Raw genomic sequence first — 26,198 nt, 5'->3', positions numbered from 1 at the left:
ACGCCCGGCGCGTTCGGGTCGTGAGAGCCGGATGTAAAGAAACGGTAAGAGCGCCCTGAATCGGTTCCGTGGCGACGCACGCGCACCGTGGCCGCGGCGAAGATGGTCACGTGGGTGAAGAGCGAGGCCTCGTCCTGGTCGTCGAGGACGAACCGACGATCAGCGATCTCGAACGGCTGTACCTGACGGGCGCCGGCTTCGGCGTGCACGTCGAGTCGGACGGCCGCCGCGCCCTCGAGGCGGTCGGACGGCTGCGACCCGTCGCGATCGTGCTCGACATCGGGGTGCCGGGCGCCGACGGCATCGAGGTCTGCCGCGCCCTCCGCGGGCGCGGCGATTGGACCCCCGTCGTCTTCGTGACCGCACGCGACGACGAGGTGGACCGGATCGTCGGCTTGGAGCTGGGCGCCGACGACTACGTCACCAAGCCGTTCTCGCCGCGCGAGCTCGTGGCGCGGGTGCGCGGCCTGGTCAGGCGTTCGTCCGGGGAGGCCGTCTCCCCGGCCCGCAGACTCGGGCCGGTGTCGCTCGACACGGGGACGCGGCGGGTGGAGGTCGGCGATCGACGGGTGGAGCTCACCGCGACGGAGTTCGAGCTGCTGGCGTACCTCCTGTCGCAGCCCGGCCGGGTGTTCACGCGCGAACAGCTCCTGTCGACGGTCTGGGGCGTCGCCGACTACAGCAGCAGCCGCACGGTGGACGTGCACGTCGCGCAGCTGCGGGTGAAGCTGGGCGAGGCGGCCGGGATGATCCGCACCGTCCGCGGGGTCGGCTACAGCATCGCCGACGTCGATGACTGAACGCAGGCGGCGCCCGGCGTCGCTGACCGGCCGCATCGTAGTGGTGACGTTCGCCGTCGCGCTCATCGCGGTGCTGATCACGGCGCTCGTGTCGGTCCAGGTCGTCCAGTCGGTGGCCGAGGGGCAGGCGCGTCAGCAGCTCAAGGCGCAGGCGGTCGCGCTCGTGCGGGACGAGGCCACGACCTCGACCCGGCTCGATCGGCTGACGGAGCGGCTCACGGTGCTCGGCGACCGGTTCGCCGTCGTCGGTGCGGACGGGACGGTGAGCGGGCCGGCGCGGGCCTCGGTGGATCCGGAGGTGGTCCGCGCGCTGCAGGACGGCCGTTCCGTCTCCGCGTCGACGACACTGGGCGGGACGGACGCCGTGCTCGTGGGCATCCCGGCGACGGGCGGTGGCGGCGTCGTCGGCGTGCGCCGGGTCGCGGACATCGCGGCGGGCAACGCGGAGCTGATCCGCTGGATCGTCGTCGCCCTCCTCGTCGGGCTGGTCGTCGCGACCGTCGCCGGCGTGCTGCTCGCGCGACGGCTGGGGCGGCCGATGACGCGGCTCGCCGCGGGTGCGCGTGAACTCGCGAGCGGGCGCCGCGGGGTCGTCATCGCCGATCAGCGGGTCGCCGAGATCGACGACGTCGCGCAGGCGCTGCGCACGCTGGACGACGCCCTCTCCGCCAGCGAGGACCGCCAGCGGGAGTTCCTGCTGTCGGTCTCGCACGAGATCCGCACCCCGCTCACGGCCATCCGCGGGTATGCCGAGGCGCTGACGGACGGCGTCGTCCCGGCCGACGAGGTGGCCAGCGTCGGGGCCACTCTGACGGCGGAGTCGGAGCGGCTGCGGCGTTTCGTCGACGACCTGCTCGAGCTCTCGCGGCTCGAGGCCGACGACTTCGCGATCGATCCGCAGGAGTTCGACGTGCGGGGGACGCTCGAACGCGCAGCGCTGGCCTGGGCCGCGGCGTGCTCGCGGGTCGGAGTCGAGCTGCGCACCGAGCTGCCGGAGCAGGCGCTGCCGGTGGTCACCGACGAGATGCGGCTGCGGCAGGTCGTCGACGGGCTCGTGGAGAACGCGCTACGCGTGACCCCGGCGGGGCGGCCGATCGTCCTGTCGGCCGGTCCGGGGGCGGACGGGGTCGTGATCGCGGTCCGCGACGGGGGACCGGGCATCGACGACGCCGACAGCGCCGTCGCGTTCGACCGCGGTGCGTTGCACGACCGCTACCGGGATGTGCGCCCGGTGGGCACCGGTCTCGGGCTGTCCATCGCCCGGAGGCTCGTCGGCCGGCTCGGCGGCACGATCGCCGTGGGCCGCGCGGGGGAGGGCGGAGCGGAGTTCGCCGTCCGCCTCCCGTTCGCGGCGGCTTTACGTCCCCCGAACACTCCGCTCGCGAGACCCTGACGCCCGCGTCGCAGGGTGGGGGCATGAACGACGACACCGACCCCACCCGCCCCCTGCCCGAGGCCCGGCAGGACACGCAGCCCGTGCCGACGGGCCCGCAGTCCGCGCCGCCGGCGGCGGGCTTCCTGCGCCGGCACGCCGTCGGCGTCGCGATCGCCGGGGGCGCCCTCGCGGTGGTCCTCGTGGCCGGAGCGACGGCCTGGGGCGTCTCCGCTGCCGTCGCCGCTGGTCAGACGAACCCGCCGATGGCCTCCACCTCTCAGTCCCATGGCACGACTCAGTCCCATGGCACGACTCAGTCCCATGGCACGCCGAACACGGGGAAGGCGGCGCGGAAGAAAACGGCGCACGGCGTCCGCGGCACGATCACGGCGATCGACGGCGGCACCTGGTCGATCCGGTCCGCATCGGGCGCGACCGTCACCGTCACGATCGGGGCGTCGACCGCCTTCGGCACGACGTCATCGCCCGCCGAGCGGTCGTCCTTCGTCGTCGGCGATCAGGTCGGCGTGCTCGGGATGCGCAGCGGCGACACCATGACCGCAACGCGTGTGGTGATGGCGAAGTCTCGCTCGACCGCCGCGCCGACACCTGCGCCCACCACTTGACCGGGCATCCGGTGTGCGAGTACTCCTCAGACAAGCAGACAAGAAAGCACGACGTCCCGTAGACTCGGGCCATGCCAGTGCTCCGCGCCCCTCTCGCCGACCAGGCCGCCGATGCGCTCCTCGAGCGCATCCGTGCGGGTGAATGGACCCTGGGGCAGAAGCTGCCGGGCGAGACGACGCTCGCGCCGCAGCTCGGCGTCGGGCGCTCGACGGTGCGCGAGGCGATCCGTCAGCTGGCGGGCCGTGGCGTGCTGCAGTCCCGGCAGGGCGCCGGCGTCTTCGTCACGGCGCTCGATGCACCGGAGGACTGGGACGTCGTGCTGCGCCGCGCCGACATCGTGTCGGTGATCGAGGCGCGCATCGCGATCGAATCGGAGGCCGCCGCGCTGGCCGCCGCACGGCGCACGCCGCAGGAGCTGCGGGCACTGCGCCGCGCGCTCGACGCGCGCCGCGGCCACGATGAGGGCCCGCAGGGCGAACTCGAGGCGCACGTGGACGCCGACACCGCGTTCCATCGCGCCATCGTCGCCGCAGCCCACAACGACATCCTCGCCGAGCTCTTCGACGGCTTCGTGCCCCGCTTGCGGCAGGCGATGGTCGAGATGCTGCGGTTGCGCCCGGTGGCCGACGAGGGGGCCGACCACGACGCGCACCGCGTCCTCCTCGACGCCATCGCGGACCGCGACGCCGACGCCGCCGCCCGCCTCAGCCGCGACCACCTCACCTCGCTGAAGGAGCGTCTCTCGTGACCCTGCCCTCCATCGCCGCGGCCTCCATCGCTCCGGCCGTGCTCGAGCTGCGGGAGGTGACGTTCCGCCGCGACGGCACGCACATCCTCGACGGCATCGAACTCACCGTGCGCGCGGGCGAGCACTGGGCGCTCCTCGGCCCGAACGGGGCCGGCAAGAGCACCGTGCTCGGCTTCTGCGGCGCGCTGACGTTCCCCACCTCCGGCACCGTCGACGTGCTCGGCCGGCGCCTTGGCCGCGTGGAGCTGCAGGAGCTGCGCCGTCACATCGGCCACGTGAACCCCCGGCACCCGGTGCGCTCGCCGCTGACCGTCACGGAGGTGGTGCTCACCGGGCTCACGGGCACGCTCGAGCCGCCGATGCGGTGGGAGGCGACGCCCGAGCAGACGGTGCGCGCGCACGAGCTGCTCCACTCGGTCGGCCTGGACGACCGGCGCGAGGCACGCTGGCCGACGCTCTCGCAGGGGGAGCGGGGGCGCACCCTGATCGCACGGGCGCTGATCGCCGATCCGCGCCTCCTGCTGCTCGACGAGCCGACGACGGGGCTCGACGTCGCGGCGCGGGAGCAGCTTCTCGAGACGATCGACGGACTCGCTCACTCGGCGCCCGAGCTCGCCTCGGTGCTGGTGACGCACCACCTGGAGGAGCTGCCCGAGACCACCACGCACGCGTTGCTGATCGCCCACGGGCGGATCGTCGCGACCGGCCCGATCGGCGAGGCGGTCACGACCGAGACGGTGACCCGCGCGTTCGAGCACGCGATCCGCGTCGACCGCGCGGACGGCCGCTGGAGCGCGCGGGCGGTGCGGGAGCGCACGGCCGTGCGCTGACGGTCGGATCCGAATAAAAGTCTGTGTTAGACCAGAATTCGGACTAGAATCGTCGTATGCAGACCCTGTCCATCTCGTCCGCCAAGGCTCGCCTGAGCGAGCTCGTCGAATCCGCCGCACGGACTCGCGAAGAGGTCGCCATCACCGTCAACGGTTCTCCCGCGGCGATGCTGATCGGCATCGACGAGTGGGAGGAGCTGCAGGAGCGTCTCTACTGGCTGTCGTCCGGTGACGATCTCGTCGCGAAGCTCGCCGAGGCCAGGCAGGAAGTCGCGGCCGGCGGCGGACACACCGAGGACGACGTCCGTGCCCGGTTCGGCGTGCCGAAGCGGTGACCTACGAGATCGTCTTCGCATCGACGGCGATCCGGGATCTCGAGCGGATCCCGCCACGGATCGTCCCTGCGGTGATCGAGTTAGCCTACGGGGACCTCGCCCGGAACCCGAAACGGGTGGGCAAGGCACTCGAACGGGAGCTCGCGGGTCTCTACAGTGCGCGACGGGGCCCGTACCGCATCCTGTACGAGATCCACGACGAGGAGGTACGGGTGATCGTCATCCGAGTCGACCACCGCGCCGACGCCTACCGCCCGCGCTGACCTCAGCCGCGCCGACGGTCCGCGACGGCGCGCTCGACGTCCTCCTGCACCAGGTCCATGTTGAGCTGCGCGGCGGCGAAGGCCGCCCCTGCGGCCGCAGCGCCGACCTGGGCGATCGGGTCCGTCACGTTGCCGGCCGCCCAGACGCCCGGCACGGAGGTGCGGCCCGTCGGGTCCGCCGGGAGGTGCTCGCCGATGCCCGACGGATGCTCCGCGACGGCGAGACCGAGCCCGGCGAGGAACGGTAGCCGCACCAGCGCACGAGGGCCGATCGCGATCGTCGCTCGCGGCACCACGGTCCCGTCGGCCAGGCGCACACCGCTGACACGACCGTCCACCGACTCCACGGCGACGACCGCGCCGTCGACGACCCGCACGCTGCGCGCCTCCAGCTGCTCGCGCTCGTCGTCGTCGGCCACGACGAGGTCGTTGGCGAAGAGGATCACGTCGTCGCTCCACTGGCGGAAGAGCAGGGCCTGGTGCACGGCACGCGGGGTCAGCGCGAGGACGCCGATGGCGGTGTCCCGCACCTCCCAGCCGTGGCAGTACGGGCAGTGGACGATGTCGTGGCCCCAGTGCTCGCGTACACCGGGCAGATCGGGCAGGTCGTCGACGAGCCCGGTCGCGACGAGCAGGCGGCGGGCGCGCAGCTCGTCGCCGCCGGCCAGGACGACGAAGAGGTCGCCGTCGCGACGTGCGTCCGTGACGGTCGCCTCGCGCACCTCGCCGCCGTACGCGCGCACCTCGGCGCGACCGCGTTCGAGGAGTTCGGCGGGCGGCACGCCGTCGCGGGCGAACAGGCCGTGCACGGCCGCGGCCGGAGCGTTCCGGGGCGCGCCGGCGTCGAGCACGAGCACGGAGCGGCGGGAGCGGGCGAGCATCAGCCCTGCGCTGAGGCCGGCGGCGCCGCCGCCGATCACGATCACATCGAATTCATCGTTCTGCATGCTCCGATCGTCGGTGGCGGCGAGCATTGTGGCAAACTTCCTTGCCGGAATGGCAAAATCGATGCATGACCGATGAGCTGGACCTGGCGCTGGAGGGTGTGGGCACGCGCCTGCGCGCCCTGCGGACGAAACGCGACCTCACGCTGACCGACCTCTCCGAGGCGACGGGCATCTCGATCAGCACGCTCTCGCGGCTGGAGTCGGGAGCCAGGCGACCGACCCTCGAACTGCTCCTGCCCCTCGCACGGGCGCACGGCGTCACGCTCGACGACCTGGTCGACGCGCCGCCCACGGGCGACCCGCGGGTGCACCTGCGCCCGCAGCGCCTGCACGGGCGAACGGTCGTCCCGCTCACCCGCCGGCCGGGCGGTATCCAGGCCTACAAGATGGTCATCCCGGGAGGCTCCGCCGTTCCGGAACCCGACCCGCGCACCCACGAGGGCTACGAGTGGCTGTTCGTGCTCAACGGGCGCCTGCGCCTCGTGCTCGCCGAGCACGACCTGGTGCTGGAGCCGGGACAGGCGGCCGAGTTCGACACGCGGGTGCCGCACTGGTTCGACCGTGCCGACAGCGGGAGCGTCGAGTTCCTCAGCCTGTTCGGCAAGCAGGGGGAGCGGATGCACGTGCGCGCCCAGCCTGCTCGGGAACGGCGCGACGGCGACGGCGGCGACTAGGCTGGACGACCGTGCCCGACTACGCCATCGCCGACGACGGGGCGCGCATCGCCTTCGCCGAGCGGGGGACCGGCGTCCCCGTCCTCCTCATCGCCGGCCAGGCGACGGGGATGCACGGCTGGGGGCCGTTCGCCGACGCCCTGGCCCGCGACTTCCGCGTCATCGTCTTCGACCACCGGGGGATCGGCGCAAGTGAGGCGCGGGCGGGCGGGCCCGGCGACGCGCAGTACACGACCCGCGCCTTCGCCCAGGATGCGGTGGCCGTGCTCGATGCGGCGGGGGTGGCCGCCGCCCACGTCGTCGGACACTCGATGGGCGGCCGCGTCGCGCAGTGGCTCGCGGCCGACGACCCCGAACGCGTGCGCAGGCTCGTGCTCATCGCGACAACCGCGAGCGACAAGGTCGGCGAACGCCGCGACCCGGCCGTCATCGCCGACCTGCTCAGCGGCGACCGCGAGCGGATGACGCCGCTCTTCTTCGACGACGACTGGGCGGCCGCGCATCCCGAGGCCGTCGACGGCTTCTTCACCCGTGTCGCGACCCGGGAGGCGCTGCGCGGCCACTTCGCCGCCAGTCGTGACCACGACGCGCGCGAGGTGCTCGCACGCATCACGGCCCCCACGCTCGTGCTGCACGGCGAGCACGACCCGCTCACCCCGCTCCCGCAGGCGGCTCTGCTCGCGGAGGCCGTTCCCGGCGCCACGTTGATCCCCTTCGACGCGCGCCACGGCCTGCACCTCGACACCCCGGCGGTCGCCGATGCCGTGCGCGAGTTCCTGCTCCCGCCCGGGCAGCGCCGCGGCTGACGCACGGCGCCGCGGCGTCACACGGTGACCGCGAACCGCCCGTCCCGTGCCGCCTCGGCGAAGGCGGCGTAGTCCGTCTCGGCCTGATCGGCGTATGCGGACGACCAGCGCGCGACCGCGCGGGGAAACGAGTCCCCGGTGCCGAGATAGCCGGAGATGAACGCGGCCTTGGGCGAGCGCGCGTGCGCCCGCGCCAGGACGACGGCGCAGATGCGGGCGTAGTCGCGGAACTGCTCCGGACTCATCGCCGAGATCTCGAACGACGCGTTCCGGTTGCGGAACAGCCGCATGTAGAAGGTGAAGCCGCTCTCCTCCAAGAACCCGAGGAACGGGTCCGAGACGGCCTGCAGGATGCGCTGACAGGCGACGACGCGGTAGCCCTGCTGCGCGGGGAAGAGCGCCGGATCGAGGTACCCGGGCAACGGGGACACACCGCCGAACTGTTCCACGACGGACGGCCCGGCCTCCTTCAGCTGCAGGACGAGCGTCTCCTCGGCCGGGCCGCGCAGCGCCAGGATGAAGCACCGGGTGCCGACGCTGCCCACGCCGACGACGCGTCGCGCGACATCCAGCAGCCGGTACTGCGACAGCAGCAGGGCGACGTTCGGCGGCACGGTCTCGCGGTAGCGGTGGAAGGCCTCGTCGGCGAGCTCCCGGATCTCGGGCTCCGCGCGCTGCAGGATGGGCGGGCGGTCGACGAACCGCAGGCCGCCCGCACCGTCGTCCTCGAGGGCGCGGGAGGCGACGCGCTGGCTCGTGCGCTTGCCGGAGGCCCGCGCCACCTCCTGGATCATCCGCTCGGTGTCCGGGTTCAGCCGTCGCCGACGCTCGTTCACCGAGGTGGGCCGGAAGTAGCGCTCGCGCAGGGTGCGGCGCAGCGTCCGTGCGAGCCAGTCCCGGTAGCTCGTCGCCGACTCCTCCGCGATGCGCACCAGGTCCGCCTCCGGCGCGCCCAGGGAGCGGCCGGCGATCACAACGCTGCAGAGCAGGCGCTTGAGGTCCCACTCCCAGGGGCCGACGGTCGCCTCGTCGAAGTCGTTGATGTCGAACACCATCGCGTTCTCGGGCGAGCGGAACATTCCGAAGTTCGACAGGTGGGCGTCGCCGCACACGATGACCTCGGCGCCCGTCGTCGGGCCGCCGGCGAGGTCGGCCGACTGGATGGCGGCTGTGCCGCGGTAGAAGGAGAAGGCGTCGGCGCCCATCCGCTCCACGCGCAGGTCGACCAGCTGCTGCAGCCGGGCCTCGTGCTGGGTGGCCAGGATGCCGAGGGGGTCACGGGCCGCCGACGGCGCGTATTCGGCGTGCGCGGAGCGCGGGACGCTCTCGCGTGCGGCGCGGCCCGCCTCGGCGAGCTCCCCTTCGTCGAGCGGTGTCTCGGCCCGGTAGCCGACGGTATCGATGTCCATGCTGCACCCTCCTAGCATCGCGGCGAGCCGACCGCGGGCGTCGGGATGCGCTCGCGGGCGCGCTCAGCTTAGCGGCGCGGCGGTCGGTAGGTTAGACCGTATGGAGGACTGGATCGAGCACCGCAGGGCGGACGGCGAGCGAGTGGGCTGGATGCGCCCCGACGGAGACCGGTTCGTGCCCGTCGACCTGCTGGGCCGCGACCTCACCGGGCCTGTCGACTGGCTGACCGCGGAGGAGACGCTGGACGCCGCCGGGATCGGCTATCTGGCCGACCTGTTCGAGCTGCGGCTCGACGACGGCAGCTGGTTGCGGGTGCGCCTGGCCGAGGTGTCGCCGAACCGTATCGTCGCCAAGCAGGACGACTTCGGCGCCGTCGGCGCACCGCAGCTGTTCTACACGCTCCCGTTCCCCCTGCCGGACACCCTGCGGCCGCTCAGCCGCTGACCGGCACGCCGGGGGAGAACCAGGCGGAGAGCCGCCGCGCGATCTCCCCGACGTCCTGGTCGGGGTACGCATCGCGTCCGAACAGTGTCGCGGCGGGGCGCTCGATCGCAGATCGCAGGAGCACGGCGTCGCGGATGACGGCGACCGGTTCGCCGCCGTGCACGGCGGCGATGACCAACGGGGGTGGTGCTGCGCGCATCCCTCTCGTTAGCATCGCGACAGACGGGGACGAAGCCCGGGAATGGATGCGACGCGATGATCCCGTTGACGATCGGCACACGGGCCGACGACCCCGAGAAGGCCGCCGTCATCGACGGCTCGCGCTTCAACCGGCACACCTTCTGGTGCGGTCAGAGCGGCTCGGGCAAGACTTATGCGCTGGGCGTGGTGCTCGAGCAGCTGCTCCTCGAGACCGAGGTCTCCATGGGGGTCCTCGACCCCAACGCCGACTTCGTGCATCTCGCGACGACCCGCGACGACGCCGACGCGGGCCAGGCCGCCCGGTACGCCGGGACGGACATCCGGGTGTTCCACAGCAGCACCGAGCGGGAGCCCCAGCTGCACACCCGGTACGTCGACCTCAGCGTCCGGTCGCAGGCGGCGGTGGGCCGCCTCGACCCGATCGCCGACGAGGAGGAGTACAACGCCCTCCTGCACCTGGACAAGAGCACCGGTCACTTCGAGAAGGCCGGGTTCCTGGACGCCCTGCTCGACTCGCCGGAGGAGGCACGGCGCCGGCTCGGGCTGCGGATCGACAACCTCGAGATCCTGGAGTGGCCGCTCTGGGCGTACGGGCACGCCTCCGCCGTGGACACGCTCGACGAGCGGCCGCGGGTGACGGTGCTCGACGTCGGCGGCTTCTCGCACGTCGGCGAGCCGCAGGCGGCGGCGCTCTGCGTGCTGGAGCACCTCTGGCAGCGGCGGATGGAGCGCAAGCCCCTGCTGATCGTCATCGACGAGGCGCACAACTTCTGCCCGCCCACCGCCCGCAACGACATCGAGCAGCAGCTGATCGAGCAGATCATCCAGATCGCCGCCGAGGGGCGGAAGTTCGGGCTGTGGCTCTTCCTCTCGACGCAGCGCCCGAGCAAGATCCACCCGAACGTGCTCTCGCAGTGCGACAACCTCGGGCTCATGCGCATGAACGCGCCCCGCGACCTCGCCGAGATCGCGGACGTGTTCGGCTTCGTGCCGCCCCATCTGCTGGAGCAGTCCCCGACCTTCCGCAAGGGCGAGGCGCTGTTCGCCGGCGGCTTCTCGGACGAGCCGCAGCTGGTGCGCATCGGACGCCGGCTCACCGTCGAGGGCGGCGGCGACCTGAACGTGCAGGCGAAGGTCGCGGGATGACCTGGTCGTGGAGCTGAACCAGCCCGACGAGCAGACCGTCCGGGTGCAGCGGGCACTCTGGCGGCACTGGGGGACGCCCGCGGCGATCTACGGGACGATCGTCTACGCGAGCGTGGTGGCGGCGGCCTCCATCGAGGACGACGACCAGGCGGCGGCGGTGCGGGTGCTCGTGTTCAGCGTCGTGAGCATCGCGGTGTTCTGGCTCGCGCACGTGTACTCCACGGCCCTCGGCTTCCACGGCGACGCCGACCGGGTCTCCGACCGCCTGCGCGACTCGCTGCGCCATGCCATGGCGGAGTCGGCGGGCATGCTGGAGGCCGCGGTCATCCCGAGCGTGCCGCTGCTGCTGGCGACGCTCGGGGTGCTGAGGCCGCAGACCGCCGTCACGATCGCGCTCTGGCTGGCGGTGCTGATGCTGGCGCTGCTCGGCTATCTGATCTTCCTCGTGCGCGGCCGCCCGGCCTGGGCGTGCGCCCTCGGCGCGGTCGTGACGGGTCTGTTCGGCGTCGTGGTGATCCTGCTGAAGATCTCGCTCCAGCACTGACGCCGCGTCGATCCGCCGCTCCGGTCAGAACGCGGCGATCCCCTTGCCGATGACGACGACGCCGATCACCAGCAGCAGCACCGCCATCACGGTCGCGTTGTTGCCGACCAGCCAGCCGCGCAGGGAGTCGAGCGGGCCGCGGATGCGGTCGGCGGCGACCAGGTAGCCGATCACCGGGATCGCGACCGAGGAGGCCGCGACGATCACGAAGATCGCGACCACCAGCACATCCGCTCCGACCGAGAGCCCGGCGGTGCCGATCGCGACCCCGGCGCCCGCGGCGAGCAGGAGGTTCTTGGGGTTCACCGCCGCCAGGATGAACGCGAGCACGAAGCCGCGGCCGGCCGTCATCTGGTCGATGGCGGCCATCCACTTCGGCAGCGTCGCCGTCTCGCCGGCCTTCGGGCGCGAGCGCCACTGCCGCACGGCGAGCAGGAGCAGGAGCACGCCCAGCACGATCTTGATCGTGCCGCCGATCGGCTGCGAGGCGTCGGGGTCGGCCGCCGGGATCAGCCCCGACAGCAGGGTGAACACGACCACGGCCACGATGATGCCGAGCAGCCAGCCGAGCAGGAACCCGACGCTCGTGCCGCGCGCCTTCGGCGACAGCAGCATCAGGATCGCCGCGATGATCGGGATCGGACTGATCGCGATGCCCAAGGCCAACGGAAGCGTGTCCCCGATCGCTCCACCCACGGTGTCTCCTCTTCTCCGGCGCGCGGCCGGGGTCGTCAGGTGCGCTTGTGCGCGTCCTTGCCCTCACGCCGCTGCTCCTTGCGCGCGACGGACTCCTCCTTCATCAGCTCCTTGGTCTCCCGCAGGTCGCCGATCGCCGCCCGCCAGACGCGCGCCCGCGGATCCGAGTCGACCAGCACGGCCCGCACGAGCAGAGTGAGCGGCACGGCCAGGATGGCCCCGAGCGGCCCCAGCACGACGGCCCAGAAGAGCACGGAGAAGAACGTGAGGGTCTGGCTGAGCGCGACCGCGTTGCCGACCACCTTCGGCTGCACGATCGACTGCACGACGGCGTTGATGATGCCGTAGACGACGATGACGGCGATGACCGTCCCCCACCCACCGGTCAGGTAGCCGAAGACGAGCGGCGGGACGAGCGCGATGAAGTAGCCGACGTTCGGGATGTAGCTGCAGAGGAAGGCGAGGATCGCCCAGAGCAGAGCCGCGGGCACCCCGAGCAGCCAGAGGGCGAAGCCGTTGATCACGCCCTGGACGAGTCCGAGCACGGTCGTCACGACCATGTAGCGGCGCACACTGTGCGCGAAGCCGCTCATCGCGAAGACCAGGTTGGGGCGGGTCGGCTCGAGCTGGCGCAGCAGGGTGGGGGTGTAGGCCGCGTCGGCGGGCATCAGGATGAGCATCGTCAGCACGACCACGCCGAACGACACGACGCCGAACGCTCCGCCGAGGAGGCCGGTGAAGAAGCCGAGGAACTTCGACGGGTCGAACCCCTCGGCGATGGTCTTCGCATCCTGCGGACTGACACCGACGCTCGACAGCCAGGAGCCGATCTGAGCGCCGAGCTGTGCGAACTGCGCCTTGTACTGCGGCAGCATCCCGACGAACTGACCGAGGGCCACCAGTAGCAGACCGGCGAATCCGGCCAGCAGGGCGAAGACGGTGAGCGCGACCGCTCCCGTCGCGATCCCGTCGGGGGTGCCGTGGCGGGTGAGCCACACGCGCACCGGCTGGGCGCAGATCGTGAGGACGAGGGCCAGGAGCGTCGGGGCCAGGATGCTGCCGATCGCGGCCATCCCGAACGCCACGACCACCGCGGCGGCGAGGGCGACGAGGATGCGCACACCACGCCCGGCGCCGGACCCCGACGCGTCGCCGCCCGCGTCCGTCGTCGTCGGCGGTTCGGGTTCCGCCTGCTTCGGCCGGCGGCGGAACGGCCACCACTCAGGGGCGCGCATGGTCGCCCGTGTCGGTGCGGAGGGCCGCGAGCGCCTCGCGGTTCGTGGCGAAGTAGCGCAGGCCCTCGCCCAGGTCGAGGTGCTCGATCCGCTCCCGGATTCCCGGGCGGACGCGGGTGAGCGAGAGGTCCGCGCCGTTCTTGTGGAGGTACTCCTGCAGCCCCTCCCACGATTCGGCGCCGGTGACGTCGATGTCGGTCACGGCCTCCATGTCGAGCACCAGGTGCTGCGCGCCGGAGGTGCCGATCGCACTCTCGACCGCTTGCTGGAACACCGTGCTGTTGGCGAAGAAGAGCGGGGCGGCCAGCCGGACGACGATCACGCCGGGGGCGGTCGCCTGGCCGGTCGCGGCCTCTTCGAGCAGGGACGCGTCGGGGTCGCCGTCGGCCTTGAGGGTGTCGATGGGCGGGTTCGCCGCGCGCCGGGTGACATTGATGACGGCCAGGACGAACGCGATGACGATGCCGGCGATCGGGCCGATGAGCAGAGCGCCGAGGAAGCAGACGGCGCCGATGACGAACTCGAAGCGGTCGAGGCGCCAGAGCCTCCGGAAGTCGCGGATTCCGAGCAGCGGCACGACGGCGACGGCGACGATGGTGCCGATCGCGGGGGAGGGGACGTCCTCCAGCAGCGCGGTGCCGAAGATCAGGAGCAGGAGGGTGCCGAGGGCGGCGACCAGGGTCGGGAGCTGGGTGCGGGAGCCCGCCTGGTCCATCGCGGCGGTGCGCGAAGTGGAGGAGCCGACCGTGAACGCGCCCGTGACCCCGGCGCCCAGGTTGGCGACGCCGAAGGCGAAGAGGTCGCGGTTCGGCCGGGTCGGGTAGTCGCGCTTCTGGCCGTAGGAGCGCGAGACGAGCAGTCCTTCGCCCATGGTGACCATCGTCAAGGCGATCGCCGACGGCACGAGGGTCAGCCACTCGGTCCACGCGATGACCGGCCAGGTGAAGGTGGGGGGCCCGGCGTCGACCTTGCCGAGCACGGCCACCCCGGCCTTCTGGGCGTCCGTGAGGACGACGACGATGGTCCCGACGATGAGCACGATCAGCGCCCACGGGACGGCCGCGGCGATCCGGCGGCCGACGAGGAGGACCACCAGCGCGCCGAGCGAGATGACGAGCGACCAGATGTTGAGCTTCGGCAGGCCGCCGATCAGGCCGGTCAGCTTCTCGACGAACTCCCCGCCGCTGTCGATCTTGACGCCGAGCATCTTCGCCGCCTGCGAGACGAGGATGTCGAGCGCCAGGCCGCCGACGAAGCCGATCAGGATGGGCTTGGAGAGGAAGTTCGCCAGGAACCCGAGCTTGAAGAACGAGCACAGCAGGAAGAGCACGCCGCCGATCAGCGCCTGCGCGAGCGCCAGGACGATGTAGTCCTTGCCCCCGGCGACGGCAAGGCCGCCGAGGGACGAGGCGACGAGCGCGGCGGCCGCGGCGTCGGGGGAGGCCACGAGCTGGCGGGAGGACACCGTCAGTGCGTAGAGCACCGCGGGCACGACCAGCGCGTAGAGGCCGGCGGTCGGCGGCAGCCCGGCGATCTGGGCGTAGCCGATGTTGAGCGGGATGGCGATCGCCAGCAGGGTGATCCCGGCCAGGACCTCCTGCAGCCAGTTGCGCCGGTTCAGCCCGGCGAGCGGGCGCATGCGCGACGGCGCCGGCGACCGGGTGGTCGCCGGCGCCGCCGATGAGGTGGATTCGGGCACGTCAACTCGCCTCTCGTGGTCCGGTGACGTCCCGGCCCCTTACGCGGTCGGAGCCGCCGGCGGGGTGGGGGCGGCCGGCGCGGCAGCGGCCGGGGCGGCGTGCGCGCCCGCCGCCTGGTGCCCGAGCGCGACCGACTTCAGGTGGGCGAACTCCTCCGGGGTGATCGCACCCGAGTCGAGCAGGGCCTTCGCCTTGGCGATCTCGTCGGCCGGGCTCGTGCCCGCGACCTGGCGGATGTACTGGTCGGCCGCCGACTGCGCCTGCTTGGCGTCGCGCTGGCTGCGCTCGGCCATGCCCGGCCCGCGGGCGATCAGGTACACCAGGGCGGTCAGGAAGGGCACGAAGATCAGGAAGAGGATCCACAGCGCCTTCCACCAGCCGTTCAGCTTGTGGTCGCGGAACAGGTCGCTGATGATCGAGAACAGCGCGAACAGGTACGCGATGAAAGCGAAGCTCCAGAAGAAGAGCCAGATGATGTTCCAGAAGTTGTCCCAGAAAGACATGATGTTCCTCTCGTGTCCAGGACGGGTGTGAGCCTGGATGTGAGCTGAGAGTAATGCGGCGCGGACCGGTTCGTCTAGAGGGATTGTCGCGAACCTTCGTTAGCACAGCCGGGTGAACGCCGAAGCCGTTATCAGTTCGCCTGTTATTTGATGTGAAGACACTCAGGTTTCCTACCGTGGGACCGTCCGGCCCGAGAACCGCGGCCGCTCCCACCTGCGAAGGAATCCCACACAATGCACCCTCCCTCGACCCTGCCCTCGGCGCGCCTGTTCGCGCGCGTCATCGCTGCGGCCGTCGCGCTCCTCCTCGTCGCCGCCGGCGTCGTCGCCGCGGGAGCCACCCGCGCGCTCGCCGCCGTCACGCTCCCCGCGACCCTGATCGACACCGCGTCGACCTGGCGCTACTCCGACGACAACTCCGACCCCGCGAAGGGCGACGCCGACCGGCTCGTCTGGGCGAAGGCCGGCTACGACGACTCGGGCTGGAAGTCCGCGTCGGGCGCGTTCGGCGCCAAGAACGGCAAGGCCACCGGTATCGGCGCCAACTTCCCGATCGCGACACTGCTGAACCAGTACATCGACGGGGTCGCGGCGCCGGACGTCAAGACGTTCCACTTCCGGTCGTCGTTCGATCTCACGGCCGAGCAACTCGCCGCGGTCAGCGGCCTCGGCGCGACCATCACCTACGACGACGCGATCCAGGTGTTCGTCAACGGATCCAAGGTGGCCGGCTTCGTCGACTCCGCCGTGGAGGCCGCGCCCGAGGAGCAGCGCAACCTGATGTACGCGGGTGCGAACGGCGGCGACCCCGTCACCAGCACCTTCACCATCCCGGCCTCGGCGCTCTCCGCCGGGACGAACACGATCGCGATCGCGCTCTACCAGGACCGCGCCACGAGCTCCGACATCTACCTCGACGTCAAGGAGATCATCCCGCTCGAGGCCGACGTCCCGGCGGCGCTCGACGACATCGTGCTGACCATCGGCGCGGACGAGAGCAGCCGCAACCTCACCTGGTACACGAACCGCGACACGACGCAGGTCGCCCAGCTCGCGAAGAAGTCCGAGATGGCGGGGAACGACTTCCCGGCCACGGCCAGGTCCATCGCGGCCTCGGGCGCCGCGACCACGAGCGGCGAGTTCAACCGCCGCGCCGAGCTCACCGGCCTGGCGGAGAACACCGAGTACGTGTACCGCGTCGGCTCGGCGGAGGACGGCTGGTCCGCCGCCTCCACGTTCCGCACCGGCGCCTTCTCGGGCGACTACGACTTCCTCTTCGTGGGAGACCCGCAGATCGGCGCCTCCGGCAACGTCGCGAACGACCAGGCCGGCTGGGCCGACACCCTCGACGTCGCGCAGCGGACCTACCCGGACGCGGAGCTGCTCTTCTCCGCCGGCGACCAGGTCGAGTCGGCGGGCAACGAGAACCACTACGCGGCCTTCCTCGCGCCCGAGCAGCTCCGTCAGCTGCCCCTCGTGCCCGTGAACGGCAACCACGACGTCGGCTCGAAGGCGTACGAGCAGCACTACACCGTCCCGAACCTCGACTCCTCGGCCGGCGCCGCGACCAGCGGCAGCTCGTCCGGCGGCGACTACTGGTTCGAGTACAAGGACGTGCTGTTCATGGTGATCAACTCGAACAGCCGCGACTACTCGACCCATGTTCCGTTCCTCGAGAAGGTCGTCGCGGAGCACGGCGCGACGGCGAAGTGGAAGGTCCTCGCGTTCCACCACTCCATCTACTCGGTCGCTTCGCACGTCAACGACAGCAGCATCCAGGATCTGCGGGCCAACCTGCCCGGCACGATTTCGGACCTCGGCATCGACCTGGTGCTCCAGGGTCATGACCACAGCTACACGCGCAGCTTCCTGGTCAAGGACGGCGCGCTGGCGACTCCACCGAGCTCCCGGGCCAGTCGGCCGTCTCGGCCAAGCCGGGCGAGGTGCTCTACGTGACGGCGAACTCGGCCAGCGGATCGAAGTACTACAACGTCATCGCGCCGAACGCCTGGTACGCCTCGGTGATCAACCAGGAGAAGGTGCGGAACTACTCGCACGTCTCGGTCACCGGCGGCGCCATCACCATCACGACGCTGCGCAGCCAGCAGAACGGCACCGAGAAGCCGGTGAACAGCGTGGTGGACGAGGTCACCCTCACCCGCGAGGACACCGTCGCGCCCGTTCTGACGGTCCCCGCGGACTCGTCGATCAAGGCGGGTACGTCGTTCGATCCGATGGAGGGGGTGACCGCGATCGACGCCGTCGACGGCGACCTCACTGCCTCCGTGACCGTCACCGGCGCCGTCGACACGGCGACGCTCGGCGACTACACGCTCGGGTACGCGGTCTCCGACGCCGCGGGCAACCCGGCGACGGCGAGCCGCATCGTCTCCGTCGTGGAGGGCTCCTTCACCGTGGGTGCGGCCCCGGCGATCTCCGGAACCGTCGCGGTCGGCTCGCCGCTGACGGCGACGGCGGGGACCTACACGCCCGCGCCGACCTCCGTCACGTACCAATGGCTGCGCAACGGCGTCGCCATCAACGGTGCCACGGCCGCGACGTTCACGCCCGCTGCGAGCGACGCCGGCCAGGCGTTCTCCGTGCGCGTGACCGTGCAGCGCGACGGGTTCGCCGACGAGGTCACCACGAGTGCGGCCGTCACGGTCCCGGCTGCGACGCCCGGCGGTACGGACGGCACTGGCGGTACGAACGGCACAGGCACGCCGGCGCAGCCGGGTACGCCCGCAGCCGACGCTGCCCAGGACGCTGCTCTCGCCTCGACGGGAGCCACGGCGCCGAACTTCCTGATCGTGCTCGCCGTGCTGCTGGTGGCCGGTGGCGCGACGATCGCGTACGGGCGCCGCGCGGCGACTCAGCGCTGATCACGGAGGGCGGGCATCGCGGGGGACCGCGGTGCCCGCCCTTCGTCGTCCCCTGACGGTCTCGCCGTCCCTGCCCGAGCGCGTGTCTAGACGGGCGTCCCGTGCCCGGATAGCCTGCGGATGAATTCGGTCGGCGCGCGCGCCGAAGAGCGCGAAGCTGCGCTCCGCCTGACGAGCACTGCCACGCACATCGAGGGGATGGACCCAGTGGCCAAGGAATTCTCCGGCAAGATCGAGCTCGACGTGAGGGACTCCGTCTCGGATTGGGATGCGTTCATCCCGCCGAAGGCACCCGACGGGTCGCCCAACGTGCTGCTGGTCCTCTACGACGACACCGGGCAGGCGGCGTGGTCGCCGTACGGCGGGCGCATCAACATGCCGACGATGGATCGGCTCGCGTCGCAGGGCCTCACCTACACGCAGTGGCACACCACGGCGCTCTGCTCGCCCACCCGCTCGACGCTGCTCACGGGCCGCAACCACCACGCCAACGGATTCGCGACGATCTCGGAGTCCTCCACCGGGTTCCCCGGCTACAACTCCCACATCCCGGCCTCCAACGCAACGATGGCGAACCTCTTACGCGACGCCGGCTGGGCGACCTTCTGGGTGGGCAAGAACCACAACGTCCCGATCGACGAGTGGACGGCCGGCGCCAGCAAGAAGAACTGGCCGCTCGCCCAGGGCTTCGACCGCTTCTACGGCTTCATCGGCGGGGAGACGAACAACTGGTACCCCTCCCTCGCCGAGGACAACCACTACATCGACCAGCCGTACCTGCCGGAGGACGGCTACCACCTGTCGAAGGACCTGGCGGACCAGGCCTTGAAGATGCTCCGCGACGTCAAGCAGACCGAGCCGGAGAAGCCCTGGTACATGTGGTTCTGCCCGGGCGCCAACCACGCGCCGCACCACGCGCCCCAGGAGTACATCGACAAGTACAAGGGCGTCTTCGACGACGGCTACGAGGCCTACCGCGAGTGGGTGCTGCCGCGCATGATCGAGCGCGGCCTCCTGCCGGAGGGCACGGAGCTGACCGAGATCAACCCGATGCCTCCGGGGACCTTCTCGCCGAGCGACGAGGTGCGTCCCTGGGCCGAGCTCTCGGCGGAGGAGCGCGCGCTGTTCTGCCGACTCGCCGAGGTCTACGCCGGCTTCTCCGAATACACGGACGCGCAGGTCGGGCGGATCGTCGACTACCTGGAGGAGTCCGGACAGCTCGAGAACACGCTCGTCATCTACTGCGCGGACAACGGCGCCTCCGGCGAGGGCAGCCCCAACGGGTCGGTCAACGAGGGCAAGATCTTCGGCGGCTATCCGGACGACCTCCAGGAGAACCTGACGATGGTCGACAAGCTCGGCTCGCCCGACACCTACAACCACTACCCGACGGGATGGGCGGCGGCGTTCTCGACGCCCTACCGCATGTTCAAGCGGTACGTGTACCAGGGCGGTGTGTGCGACCCGCTGGTGATCCACTGGCCGGCGGGCATTCGTGCGGCGGGCGAGGTGCGCAACCAGTACCACCACTCGACCGACGTCGTCGCGACCATCCTCGACGTGTGCGGCGTGGAGCTGCCGGAGTCGTACGCCGGGGTCGAGCAGCGTCCGCTGGACGGCGTCTCGATGGCGTACAGCTTCGATGCGCCCGCGGACGGCGAGACGACGAAGCAGACCCAGTATTTCGAGATGTTCGGCAACCGCGGCATCTGGCACGACGGATGGAAGGCGGTGACGGAGCACGGCCCGGTGAGCGGCAAGAGCGACTTCCCGAACGACACCTGGCAGCTCTTCCACACCGACGTCGACCGGTCCGAGGCGCACGACCTCGCGGCCGAGCATCCGGACAAGGTCGAGGAGCTGAAGGCGCTCTGGCTGGAGGAGGCGAAGCGCAACTTCGTGCTCCCGCTCAACGACCTCCAGATCATCGGCAACCCGAAGGACTACGAGACGTTCCTCACCATGGAGTTCTCCGTCCCGGTGCCCCCGAGCGGCCAGTACACCTACTATCCCGGCACGAGCGAGATCCCCGAGCGGTCGGCGGCGAACACCCACGGCGTCTCGTACAAGATCCTCGCGGAGGTCGAGACGACGGCGGACACGGAGGGGGTGATCTTCGCCCACGGGTCGCGCTTCGGCGGGCATTCCCTGTTCGTGAAGGACGGGCAGCTGACGTACGTGTACAACTTCCTCGGCATCCCGCCGGAGAACGTCATCCAGGCGCCGGTCCCCGGCCCGGGTAAGCACATCTTCGGCGTCTCGTTCACCAAGGAGCGGATGGGCGAGTACCGGGAGAGCATCGGCCCGCTCGCCCTCTACATCGACGACGAGAAGGTGGCGGAGCAGGAGATCCGCACGATCCTCGGCCACTTCTCGCTCTGCGGGGAGGGGCTCTGCATCGGCTACGACTCCGGCGACGCCGTGTCGAAGCTGTACGAGGGGTCCCGCTTCGAGTATTCGGGAGGGGAGATCGTCAAGGTCGTCTTCGACATCGCCGACGACGCGTACGTCGACGTCGAGGCCCACTTCGCGGCCGCCATGGCCCGCGACTGACGGCGATGACGACCGCGCCCCCGACCGCCCGGCGGTCGTGGCTGCTCCCGACGCTGGCGGGGTACCAGCGCGGGTGGCTCGGCCGCGACATCGTCGCCGGCGTCTCGGCGGGCGCGGTCGTCGTTCCGCAGGCGATGGCGTACGCCACCATCGCCAACCTCCCGGTCGAGGTCGGGCTCTACACGGCGATCGTGCCGATGCTGGTCTACGCCCTGCTCGGCGGGTCGCGCGCGATGAGCGTCTCCACGACCTCCACCATCGCGACGCTCACCGCGACGACCCTGGTCTCGGTCGGGGTCGTCGCGGGCTCCGATCAGATCCCGCGCGACCTCGTCACCCTCACCCTGCTCGTCGGGGTCGTGCTGTTCCTCGCCCGCCTGCTGCGGCTCGGCTCGCTCGTGGAGATCATCAACCGTCCGACGCTGCTCGGCATCCAGGTCGGGGTCGGGGCGACGGTCGCCGTCGGCCAGCTGCCCAAGCTGCTGGGGGAGACCACCGCTCCGACCGGCGGCGGGTTCGTGCACTCCCTGAACGCCGTGATCGCGGCGGTGCCGGTCGCGAACCCGTGGACCGCTCTGCTGTCGGTGTGCTCGATCGCCGCGCTCTTCCTGTTCAAGCGCTTCCTGCCCCGGGTGCCGGGGCCGCTGATCGTGGTCGCGGCGGGCATCCTGTTCGTCGCGTTCGGCGGAGCGCGGGAGGCCGGCGTCGAGCTGATCGCGCCGGTCGGGCAGGCGTTCCCCCTGCCGGTGCTGCCGTCGTTCGACCACGTCTTCCAGCTCATCCCGGGCGCCCTCGCGATCGCAGTGATGGCGTTCCTGGAGTCGGCGGCCGTCGCCCGCGGCATCCGCGACCTGCAGGATCCGCGGATCGACAGCAACCGGGAGCTCTTCGCCGTGGGCGTCGCCAACCTGGTCGGCGGCTGGTTCCAGACCCTTCCCGCGGCCGGCGGATTCTCGCAGAGCGCGGTGAACAAGGCGGCGGGGGCGCGCTCGCAGGTGGCGGCGCTCGTCACCGTCGTGCTCGCGCTGCTGATCGGGCTGTTCCTCGGCCCGGTGATCAGCCTCCTGCCCCAGGCGACCCTCGCGGCACTCGTCTTCGTCGCCGTCTTCGGGCTGATCGACGTGAAAGACCTGGTGCTCCTCTGGCGGATCAGCCGTCGCGACTTCACGATCGCGCTCCTCACCACGGTCATCGGGCTGACGGCCGGCCTGCTCGCCGCGGTCGCCGTCGGCGTGCTCTTCACGCTCGTGCTGGTGCTCTCCGCGATGAACAAGCCCCGCATCCATGCGGCCGCGGCGGCCGACGGCCACATGGCGGTGACCCTGCTCGGGCCGCTCTACACGGCGAACGTGCTCGCCACCGAGCAGGCCGTGCTCGACGCGGCGGACGCCTCCGCCCAGGTGGCGCCCCTCCGGGACCTGACGCTCGACTGCTCGACGCTGCAGGACATCTCGATCACCGTCATCCTGGCGCTGCAGAACCTCGACCAGGAGCTCGCGGGCCGCGGGATCCAGCTCCGCGTCCGCGGCCTCCCCTCGGCGGCGCGCACGGTGGCGGCGCGCACGAAGTGGTTCCAGGCGCTGGAGGCCGACGGGCGCGTGGTCTGAGCGCTCCCGCGGGACCGGGCCTACCGGCGGGGCGCCGGTGCCCGATCAGCGAGGAGCGGCGCGCCCCGCCGCCAGACCTGCCGGATGTTCAGCGTGTCGGAGATCTGTGTCGTCGGATCGCCGTCCACGAGGAGGAGGTCGGCGCGGAGCCCGCCGCCGATCCGGCCGCGATCGGTCAGCGAGAACCGGCGGGCGGGCACCGATGTCGCGGCGCGCAGTGCTTCGATCGGCGTGAGGCCGGCCTGCACGAAGAGCTGCAGTTCGTGATGGACGCTCGCGCCGTGAGCCATGCCGCCCAGCATCGGCAGCGGGAAGGACGCATCCGTGCCGACGAGGAGGTCGACCCCGGCGTCGTGGAGTGCTCGGACCGAGGCCAGGACGTCGTCCAGGACGCCCTGCGGGTAACGGTCGTAGCTGCCTCGGAGCGTCGCCGTCCAGGCCTCGTCGAGTCGGGATGCGACGCGGGGGTCGGCAGCCAGGCCGGTCGCCGGAATCCCCATCATGGAGGCGTTGAGCACGATGCACGGGACGACGAACGCGCCGCTCGCCGCGATCGCGCGCACCAGGTGCTCCGTGTGCGGCGTATCCATGAACAGGTGGGCCAGGCCGTCGATGCCGGCGTCGACCGCCGAGATCGTCGCCGCGGCGGTGAGGGTGTGCGCGACGGTGAGGAGCCGGCGTCGATGCGCCTCCTGGACCCCCGCGACGATCGTCGCATCGTCGAGCATCGGCAGGCCGGGTGCGCCCTCGACGGATCCGTCGTCGATCATGAACTTGATGTAGTCGGAGCCGGTCGCCTCCAGCTGCGGGATGTACGCCACGGCCTCGTCGGGCGTGGTCGCGAAGGGCATCACCACCTCCGACCAGCGTCCGTGGTCGGCCTCCGCATCGTCCTCCCACGGCTCCTCGTCGTCGCCCCCGGCCATGAGCTCGCTCGGGTGGCCGCCGGGCGGCGTGATGCCGAAGCCTGCGGACCGGACGTCCGCCAGGCGGTCATCGCCGCTCACGTGCTCGCGGTTGCCGCGGGTGAACACGCCCTGCATCTCGAGCTCCGTCGTCACGCCGAAGGTGAGCGCGAGTTCGAGGGCCTCGACCGAGGTGTGCACGTGGGCGTCGATCAGGCCGGGCAGCAGGGTGGCGCCCGCGGCGTCGATGACATGCGCGTCGGCCGGCGGCACTCCTCCGACGGATCGGATCTCGGACCCGTCGATCACCACGGTGGTGATTCCCCGGGCGTCCTTCCCGTCGAACACCCGGGCATTGACGATTGCTGTCGTGGTCATGGTTCTCCTTCGTGTGGATGTCGGCCGACGTTAGCACAGAAAACGGAAGTGACTACAGAAAAGAAATGAGTAGTAAATTGGGATGAGTGCGATAATCGGCCGTATGCTGAGGGGATGGCATCACCGACCGGACTCCGCGAGCGCAAGCGGGAGCGCACCCGTCGTGTGCTCCACGAGCAGGCAGTCCGACTGTTCCTGCAGCGCGGCTTCGACGACGTCTCCGTGGCCGAGATCGCGGAGGCGGCGGAGGTCGCCCTGACGACGCTCTTCACGTACTACCCGGAAGGCAAGGTCGCTCTGGTCTTCCTCCAGGACGAGGACCGCGCCGACGCGCTCGCCCGGAGCGTCGGCGACCGTCGGGCGGGAACGGACGTGTTGAGCGCGGTCGAGGAGTTCATGCGGAGCCGCCTGCCGTTCGCCGGGGACGACACACACTCGAAGCGCGTGCTGGACCTGATCTTCAGCACTCCTCAACTCCGGGCGTACGTGAGCAGGAAGTGGACGGACTGCGAGGAGACGGTGACCGCGCTGCTCGTGGAGGAGCGGCCCGATGCCGGCGCGGCCGGTCTCCGGGCCCTCGCACGATTCGTGCTCGAGGCTCCGGACGTCGCGGCGCGCGAGGCCGACCCCGACGTCGCGCTCTCGACGATCTTCGGGCACCTGCGCCGCGGCTGGGAGGACGGGTGAGAGCACACGTGAGCGCCACCCGATGAACCAGCCGTCGGCAGCGGGGCCCGCTCAGAGGGCGGGGCCGCTCGCCGCCCAGTCGAGCACCCGCAGAGCACGCAGCGTCTGCCAGCGGCTCGGCTCGCCGACAGCCTCCATCGCGATCGGGGTGCGGCCGGGGTACGCCGCCTCCAGCCGCCAGCGGCCGTCGGCCTCCCGCTTGCCCTCGACCAGGGACACGGCTTCCGCGACCCGCGCATCGGCGGGGACTCCCGCGGCGCGCAGATGGTCGAGTCCGCGCAGCACGTCGTAGCGCCAGTAGGTGGGGAAGCGGAAGGTCAGCCAGTCCTCGTCGATGACGGTGCCGTCGCTCTTGCGCCGCATCAGACCGCGCTCCAGGAGGTAGGTGTGCCCGCGGGCGATCGACGCGGAGACGTCGGTCGGGCCGTCCGCGTCGCGATAGGCGACCAGCCCCTCCAGTGCGCAGATGGTCGAGTGGAAGGAACCCGGGTCGGTGCGGTCCTCCGTATAGCAGTTCCAGCCGCCGTCGTCCTGCTGGTCGGCGAGGAGCAGCCCGACGATGCGCTCGCTCGCCGAGCCGAACGCGGCACCCGCGATCAGCACCCGTCCGTTGATGCACGGCTCGACCTCACCCTCGAAGAACGGGCTGTGCCCCCACTCCTCGCCCCAGTCGACGTTCGCGCGCACGCGCTGAAGTGCGGCGGCCACGCGCGGCCCCTCCGGCACCGCACCGAGGAGCGCGAGCAGGAGGACCGTGTCGTCGGTCGCATCCCAGTCCTCGGGCTTCCAGACGGAGCCGCCCCAGGTGCCGTCCGCATCCTGCGCGTCGAGCAGAGCGGCGCCCCAGCCCTCGCGCTCGACGGAGGCGCGCTCGGCCGCCCAGGTCTGCTCGGGCTCGTGCAGGAGGTCGCGCCGGGTCTGCCAGCGGATCGCCGGATCGCCGTCGAGGAGCCAGGAGGTCACGTCCATGGCGCACACGCTACCCCGCGAACGACTGCGTCCCCAGCACGCTCAGCAGGGCGAGCTTCTCGGCCGCCTCGGTGTGCGGCGGTGCGGTCAGCACGAGCAGGCACTGCGACAGGTCCTCGGTGAAGAGCGCCTGGCAGTCGAGCTCGATCGCACCCAGCTCGGGGTGGAGGAGGGTCTTGTGATCCTCGAAGCGGCGGGCGACCTCGTGCCGCTCCCATAGCCGGGCGAACTCGGGGCTCTCGCGCAGCAGGGCTCGCACGAGCTCGCCGGCGCGGGACCGCTCGCCCAGGGCGCCGTACGCGTCGCGCAGCGAGGCGACCTGCGAACGGCTCTGCCGCTCCCGGTCGTCCTCCGGGTACATCGACCGCGTCTCCTCGGGCTGCGTGAACCAGCGGTAGACCTCGCTGCGCTCCAGCCCGGTGTATCCGGAACGGTCGCCGAGCAGCGCGACGGCCATCCGGTTCTGCACCAGCGTCTCGCCGAGGTTCGACAGGATGAGCGCCGGGGTGTCCTCCAGCCGGTCGAGCACGCGCAGCAGCGCGGGCGGCACGTGCGCTCCGCCGAGCCGGTCGGGCGTGTTGTGCCCGACGATGCGATGCAGATAGTCGCGCTCGTCCGTCGTCAGTCGCAGCGCCCGGGCGAGGCTGGCGAGCATCTGCTCGCTCGGCTGCGGGCCGCGCTGCTGCTCCAGTCGGGTGTAGTAGTCGACGGACATCGCCGCCAGCAGGGCGACCTCTTCGCGGCGCAGCCCCGGTGCGCGGCGCCGGGCACCGACGGCCAGCCCGACGTCGGCGGGCTGCAGCGCCTCGCGGTGGCGGCGGAGGAAGTCGGCGAGAGCGGCACGGTCCATGCCTCCATCATGCGCCGTGCGCCCGCCCGCGAACCAGGGATCGCGGATCCCCCGATCGACGGGTCTCTCCCGCGGCCCGGCGA

Annotated in this window: 27 protein-coding genes; 17 read left to right on the top strand and 10 right to left on the bottom strand. The window is 71.4% G+C overall.

Features of this window, described 5'->3' with window-relative positions; all coding sequences use genetic code 11:
• The first annotated feature begins 110 nt into the window (after positions 1-110).
• From ACFVU2_RS13350 to ACFVU2_RS13320, 7 genes are all read left to right on the top strand, one after another.
• Positions 111-800, top strand: a complete 690-nt coding sequence (locus ACFVU2_RS13350; RefSeq protein ID WP_387875015.1) for a response regulator transcription factor — start codon at positions 111-113, stop codon at positions 798-800.
• On the top strand, positions 793-2,193 hold the full coding sequence (locus ACFVU2_RS13345) for an ATP-binding protein (RefSeq protein ID WP_387875012.1): 1,401 nt from the start codon (positions 793-795) through the stop codon (positions 2,191-2,193). The genes ACFVU2_RS13350 and ACFVU2_RS13345 overlap by 8 nt, the downstream gene beginning before the upstream one ends.
• A 23-nt stretch (positions 2,194-2,216) precedes the next feature.
• Positions 2,217-2,801, top strand: a complete 585-nt coding sequence (locus ACFVU2_RS13340) for a DUF5666 domain-containing protein (RefSeq protein ID WP_387875008.1) — start codon at positions 2,217-2,219, stop codon at positions 2,799-2,801.
• A 71-nt stretch (positions 2,802-2,872) separates the two neighbouring features.
• Positions 2,873-3,550: a FadR/GntR family transcriptional regulator gene (locus ACFVU2_RS13335; protein ID WP_387875005.1), complete on the top strand. Its 678-nt coding sequence runs from the start codon at positions 2,873-2,875 to the stop codon at positions 3,548-3,550.
• The gene (locus tag ACFVU2_RS13330) at positions 3,547-4,380 is read left to right on the top strand and encodes an ABC transporter ATP-binding protein (protein ID WP_387875002.1); all 834 of its coding nucleotides are present in this window, start codon (positions 3,547-3,549) and stop codon (positions 4,378-4,380) included. Before ACFVU2_RS13335 ends, ACFVU2_RS13330 begins: the two co-directional genes overlap by 4 nt.
• Positions 4,381-4,436: 56 nt before the next feature.
• A complete protein-coding gene (locus ACFVU2_RS13325; protein ID WP_387874999.1) occupies positions 4,437-4,715 on the top strand; it encodes a type II toxin-antitoxin system Phd/YefM family antitoxin in 279 nt (92 codons plus the stop codon).
• A complete protein-coding gene (locus tag ACFVU2_RS13320) occupies positions 4,712-4,978 on the top strand; it encodes a type II toxin-antitoxin system RelE/ParE family toxin (RefSeq protein ID WP_387874997.1) in 267 nt (88 codons plus the stop codon). The genes ACFVU2_RS13325 and ACFVU2_RS13320 overlap by 4 nt, the downstream gene beginning before the upstream one ends.
• Before the next feature lie 2 nt (positions 4,979-4,980).
• Here the strand turns inward: ACFVU2_RS13320 and ACFVU2_RS13315 are convergent, their stop codons facing one another.
• On the bottom strand, positions 4,981-5,925 hold the full coding sequence (locus tag ACFVU2_RS13315; RefSeq protein ID WP_387874994.1) for an NAD(P)/FAD-dependent oxidoreductase: 945 nt from the start codon (positions 5,923-5,925) through the stop codon (positions 4,981-4,983).
• A 65-nt stretch (positions 5,926-5,990) separates the two neighbouring features.
• Here ACFVU2_RS13315 and ACFVU2_RS13310 point away from each other — a divergent pair, with 65 nt between their 5' ends.
• Both ACFVU2_RS13310 and ACFVU2_RS13305 read left to right on the top strand, forming a co-directional pair.
• Positions 5,991-6,599 carry a helix-turn-helix domain-containing protein gene (locus ACFVU2_RS13310; protein WP_387874992.1) on the top strand — a complete coding sequence of 203 codons (609 nt, stop codon included), beginning with the start codon at positions 5,991-5,993 and terminating at the stop codon, positions 6,597-6,599.
• Positions 6,600-6,610: 11 nt separating this feature from the next.
• Positions 6,611-7,405 (top strand): alpha/beta fold hydrolase, encoded by a 795-nt coding sequence (locus ACFVU2_RS13305; protein ID WP_387874989.1) that lies wholly within the window; start codon positions 6,611-6,613, stop codon positions 7,403-7,405.
• A gap of 17 nt (positions 7,406-7,422) precedes the next feature.
• On the opposite strand, the gene ACFVU2_RS13300 is transcribed toward ACFVU2_RS13305, so the two are convergent.
• Positions 7,423-8,814: a DUF2252 domain-containing protein gene (locus ACFVU2_RS13300; RefSeq protein WP_387874986.1), complete on the bottom strand. Its 1,392-nt coding sequence runs from the start codon at positions 8,812-8,814 to the stop codon at positions 7,423-7,425.
• Between the two features lie 100 nt (positions 8,815-8,914).
• Here ACFVU2_RS13300 and ACFVU2_RS13295 point away from each other — a divergent pair, with 100 nt between their 5' ends.
• Positions 8,915-9,259, top strand: a complete 345-nt coding sequence (locus ACFVU2_RS13295) for a hypothetical protein (protein WP_387874984.1) — start codon at positions 8,915-8,917, stop codon at positions 9,257-9,259.
• Here the strand turns inward: ACFVU2_RS13295 and ACFVU2_RS13290 are convergent.
• Positions 9,249-9,458: a hypothetical protein gene (locus ACFVU2_RS13290; RefSeq protein ID WP_387874981.1), complete on the bottom strand. Its 210-nt coding sequence runs from the start codon at positions 9,456-9,458 to the stop codon at positions 9,249-9,251. The two genes, ACFVU2_RS13295 and ACFVU2_RS13290, sit on opposite strands and share 11 nt — an antisense overlap.
• Before the next feature lie 56 nt (positions 9,459-9,514).
• Here ACFVU2_RS13290 and ACFVU2_RS13285 point away from each other — a divergent pair, with 56 nt between their 5' ends.
• Both ACFVU2_RS13285 and ACFVU2_RS13280 read left to right on the top strand, forming a co-directional pair.
• Positions 9,515-10,606 (top strand): ATP-binding protein, encoded by a 1,092-nt coding sequence (locus ACFVU2_RS13285; RefSeq protein WP_387874978.1) that lies wholly within the window; start codon positions 9,515-9,517, stop codon positions 10,604-10,606.
• 7 nt (positions 10,607-10,613) lie between these two features.
• Entirely contained in the window at positions 10,614-11,150 is a 537-nt protein-coding gene (locus tag ACFVU2_RS13280; protein WP_387874975.1) for a hypothetical protein, read from the top strand.
• 24 nt (positions 11,151-11,174) lie between these two features.
• Here ACFVU2_RS13280 and ACFVU2_RS13275 read toward each other — a convergent pair whose 3' ends face one another.
• Genes ACFVU2_RS13275 through ACFVU2_RS13260 form a run of 4 tightly spaced genes read right to left on the bottom strand, consistent with a single transcriptional unit; the run spans position 11,175 to position 15,284 of the window.
• Positions 11,175-11,846 (bottom strand): GAP family protein, encoded by a 672-nt coding sequence (locus ACFVU2_RS13275; RefSeq protein WP_387874973.1) that lies wholly within the window; start codon positions 11,844-11,846, stop codon positions 11,175-11,177.
• 35 nt (positions 11,847-11,881) lie between these two features.
• Positions 11,882-13,081, bottom strand: a complete 1,200-nt coding sequence (locus tag ACFVU2_RS13270) for an AI-2E family transporter (RefSeq protein ID WP_387874971.1) — start codon at positions 13,079-13,081, stop codon at positions 11,882-11,884.
• Positions 13,068-14,780 carry a SulP family inorganic anion transporter gene (locus ACFVU2_RS13265; protein WP_387874970.1) on the bottom strand — a complete coding sequence of 571 codons (1,713 nt, stop codon included), beginning with the start codon at positions 14,778-14,780 and terminating at the stop codon, positions 13,068-13,070. Before ACFVU2_RS13265 ends, ACFVU2_RS13270 begins: the two co-directional genes overlap by 14 nt.
• Positions 14,781-14,819: 39 nt before the next feature.
• A complete protein-coding gene (locus ACFVU2_RS13260) occupies positions 14,820-15,284 on the bottom strand; it encodes an SHOCT domain-containing protein (protein WP_387874967.1) in 465 nt (154 codons plus the stop codon).
• Between the two features lie 234 nt (positions 15,285-15,518).
• Here ACFVU2_RS13260 and ACFVU2_RS13255 point away from each other — a divergent pair, with 234 nt between their 5' ends.
• From ACFVU2_RS13255 to ACFVU2_RS13240, 4 genes are all read left to right on the top strand, one after another.
• Positions 15,519-17,240: a fibronectin type III domain-containing protein gene (locus ACFVU2_RS13255; RefSeq protein ID WP_387874965.1), complete on the top strand. Its 1,722-nt coding sequence runs from the start codon at positions 15,519-15,521 to the stop codon at positions 17,238-17,240.
• On the top strand, positions 17,237-18,166 hold the full coding sequence (locus ACFVU2_RS13250) for an immunoglobulin-like domain-containing protein (protein WP_387874963.1): 930 nt from the start codon (positions 17,237-17,239) through the stop codon (positions 18,164-18,166). Before ACFVU2_RS13255 ends, ACFVU2_RS13250 begins: the two co-directional genes overlap by 4 nt.
• A gap of 198 nt (positions 18,167-18,364) precedes the next feature.
• Positions 18,365-20,719, top strand: coding sequence for an arylsulfatase (locus ACFVU2_RS13245; protein WP_387875765.1), 2,355 nt, complete (start codon positions 18,365-18,367; stop codon positions 20,717-20,719).
• 5 nt (positions 20,720-20,724) lie between these two features.
• Positions 20,725-22,326 (top strand): SulP family inorganic anion transporter, encoded by a 1,602-nt coding sequence (locus ACFVU2_RS13240; protein WP_387874960.1) that lies wholly within the window; start codon positions 20,725-20,727, stop codon positions 22,324-22,326.
• A gap of 20 nt (positions 22,327-22,346) precedes the next feature.
• On the opposite strand, the gene ACFVU2_RS13235 is transcribed toward ACFVU2_RS13240, so the two are convergent.
• Positions 22,347-23,609 (bottom strand): amidohydrolase family protein, encoded by a 1,263-nt coding sequence (locus ACFVU2_RS13235; RefSeq protein WP_387874958.1) that lies wholly within the window; start codon positions 23,607-23,609, stop codon positions 22,347-22,349.
• Positions 23,610-23,723: 114 nt separating this feature from the next.
• On the opposite strand from ACFVU2_RS13235, the gene ACFVU2_RS13230 reads away from it, so the two are divergent.
• The gene (locus ACFVU2_RS13230) at positions 23,724-24,296 is read left to right on the top strand and encodes a TetR family transcriptional regulator (protein WP_387874955.1); all 573 of its coding nucleotides are present in this window, start codon (positions 23,724-23,726) and stop codon (positions 24,294-24,296) included.
• A gap of 51 nt (positions 24,297-24,347) precedes the next feature.
• Here ACFVU2_RS13230 and ACFVU2_RS13225 read toward each other — a convergent pair whose 3' ends face one another.
• Together ACFVU2_RS13225 and ACFVU2_RS13220 are read right to left on the bottom strand one after the other, a co-directional pair.
• A complete protein-coding gene (locus ACFVU2_RS13225) occupies positions 24,348-25,265 on the bottom strand; it encodes a hypothetical protein (protein WP_387874952.1) in 918 nt (305 codons plus the stop codon).
• A 10-nt stretch (positions 25,266-25,275) separates the two neighbouring features.
• Positions 25,276-26,115 carry a helix-turn-helix transcriptional regulator gene (locus ACFVU2_RS13220; RefSeq protein ID WP_387874951.1) on the bottom strand — a complete coding sequence of 280 codons (840 nt, stop codon included), beginning with the start codon at positions 26,113-26,115 and terminating at the stop codon, positions 25,276-25,278.
• Positions 26,116-26,198 lie beyond the last annotated feature (83 nt).

The sequence above is a fragment of the Leifsonia sp. NPDC058194 genome (assembly GCF_042883605.1).
GTDB lineage: Bacteria > Actinomycetota > Actinomycetes > Actinomycetales > Microbacteriaceae > Leifsonia.
This window is presented reverse-complemented; position numbering and strand designations above follow the sequence as displayed.

Excerpts from the sequence above, each read along its gene's own strand:
- ACFVU2_RS13345 (WP_387875012.1), top strand. The coding sequence starts at position 793 with ATGACTGAACGCAGGCGGCGCCCGGCGTCGCTGACCGGCCGCATCGTA.
- ACFVU2_RS13245 (WP_387875765.1), top strand. The coding sequence starts at position 18,365 with ATGGACCCAGTGGCCAAGGAATTCTCCGGCAAGATCGAGCTCGACGTG.
- ACFVU2_RS13315 (WP_387874994.1), bottom strand. The coding sequence starts at position 5,925 with ATGCAGAACGATGAATTCGATGTGATCGTGATCGGCGGCGGCGCCGCC.
- ACFVU2_RS13285 (WP_387874978.1), top strand. The coding sequence starts at position 9,515 with ATGATCCCGTTGACGATCGGCACACGGGCCGACGACCCCGAGAAGGCC.
- ACFVU2_RS13220 (WP_387874951.1), bottom strand. The coding sequence starts at position 26,115 with ATGGACCGTGCCGCTCTCGCCGACTTCCTCCGCCGCCACCGCGAGGCG.
- ACFVU2_RS13260 (WP_387874967.1), bottom strand. The coding sequence starts at position 15,284 with ATGTCTTTCTGGGACAACTTCTGGAACATCATCTGGCTCTTCTTCTGG.
- ACFVU2_RS13310 (WP_387874992.1), top strand. The coding sequence starts at position 5,991 with ATGACCGATGAGCTGGACCTGGCGCTGGAGGGTGTGGGCACGCGCCTG.
- ACFVU2_RS13240 (WP_387874960.1), top strand. The coding sequence starts at position 20,725 with ATGACGACCGCGCCCCCGACCGCCCGGCGGTCGTGGCTGCTCCCGACG.
- ACFVU2_RS13295 (WP_387874984.1), top strand. The coding sequence starts at position 8,915 with ATGGAGGACTGGATCGAGCACCGCAGGGCGGACGGCGAGCGAGTGGGC.
- ACFVU2_RS13255 (WP_387874965.1), top strand. The coding sequence starts at position 15,519 with ATGCACCCTCCCTCGACCCTGCCCTCGGCGCGCCTGTTCGCGCGCGTC.
- ACFVU2_RS13235 (WP_387874958.1), bottom strand. The coding sequence starts at position 23,609 with ATGACCACGACAGCAATCGTCAATGCCCGGGTGTTCGACGGGAAGGAC.
- ACFVU2_RS13340 (WP_387875008.1), top strand. The coding sequence starts at position 2,217 with ATGAACGACGACACCGACCCCACCCGCCCCCTGCCCGAGGCCCGGCAG.
- ACFVU2_RS13225 (WP_387874952.1), bottom strand. The coding sequence starts at position 25,265 with ATGGACGTGACCTCCTGGCTCCTCGACGGCGATCCGGCGATCCGCTGG.
- ACFVU2_RS13300 (WP_387874986.1), bottom strand. The coding sequence starts at position 8,814 with ATGGACATCGATACCGTCGGCTACCGGGCCGAGACACCGCTCGACGAA.
- ACFVU2_RS13270 (WP_387874971.1), bottom strand. The coding sequence starts at position 13,081 with ATGCGCGCCCCTGAGTGGTGGCCGTTCCGCCGCCGGCCGAAGCAGGCG.
- ACFVU2_RS13230 (WP_387874955.1), top strand. The coding sequence starts at position 23,724 with ATGGCATCACCGACCGGACTCCGCGAGCGCAAGCGGGAGCGCACCCGT.
- ACFVU2_RS13325 (WP_387874999.1), top strand. The coding sequence starts at position 4,437 with ATGCAGACCCTGTCCATCTCGTCCGCCAAGGCTCGCCTGAGCGAGCTC.
- ACFVU2_RS13335 (WP_387875005.1), top strand. The coding sequence starts at position 2,873 with ATGCCAGTGCTCCGCGCCCCTCTCGCCGACCAGGCCGCCGATGCGCTC.
- ACFVU2_RS13290 (WP_387874981.1), bottom strand. The coding sequence starts at position 9,458 with ATGCGCGCAGCACCACCCCCGTTGGTCATCGCCGCCGTGCACGGCGGC.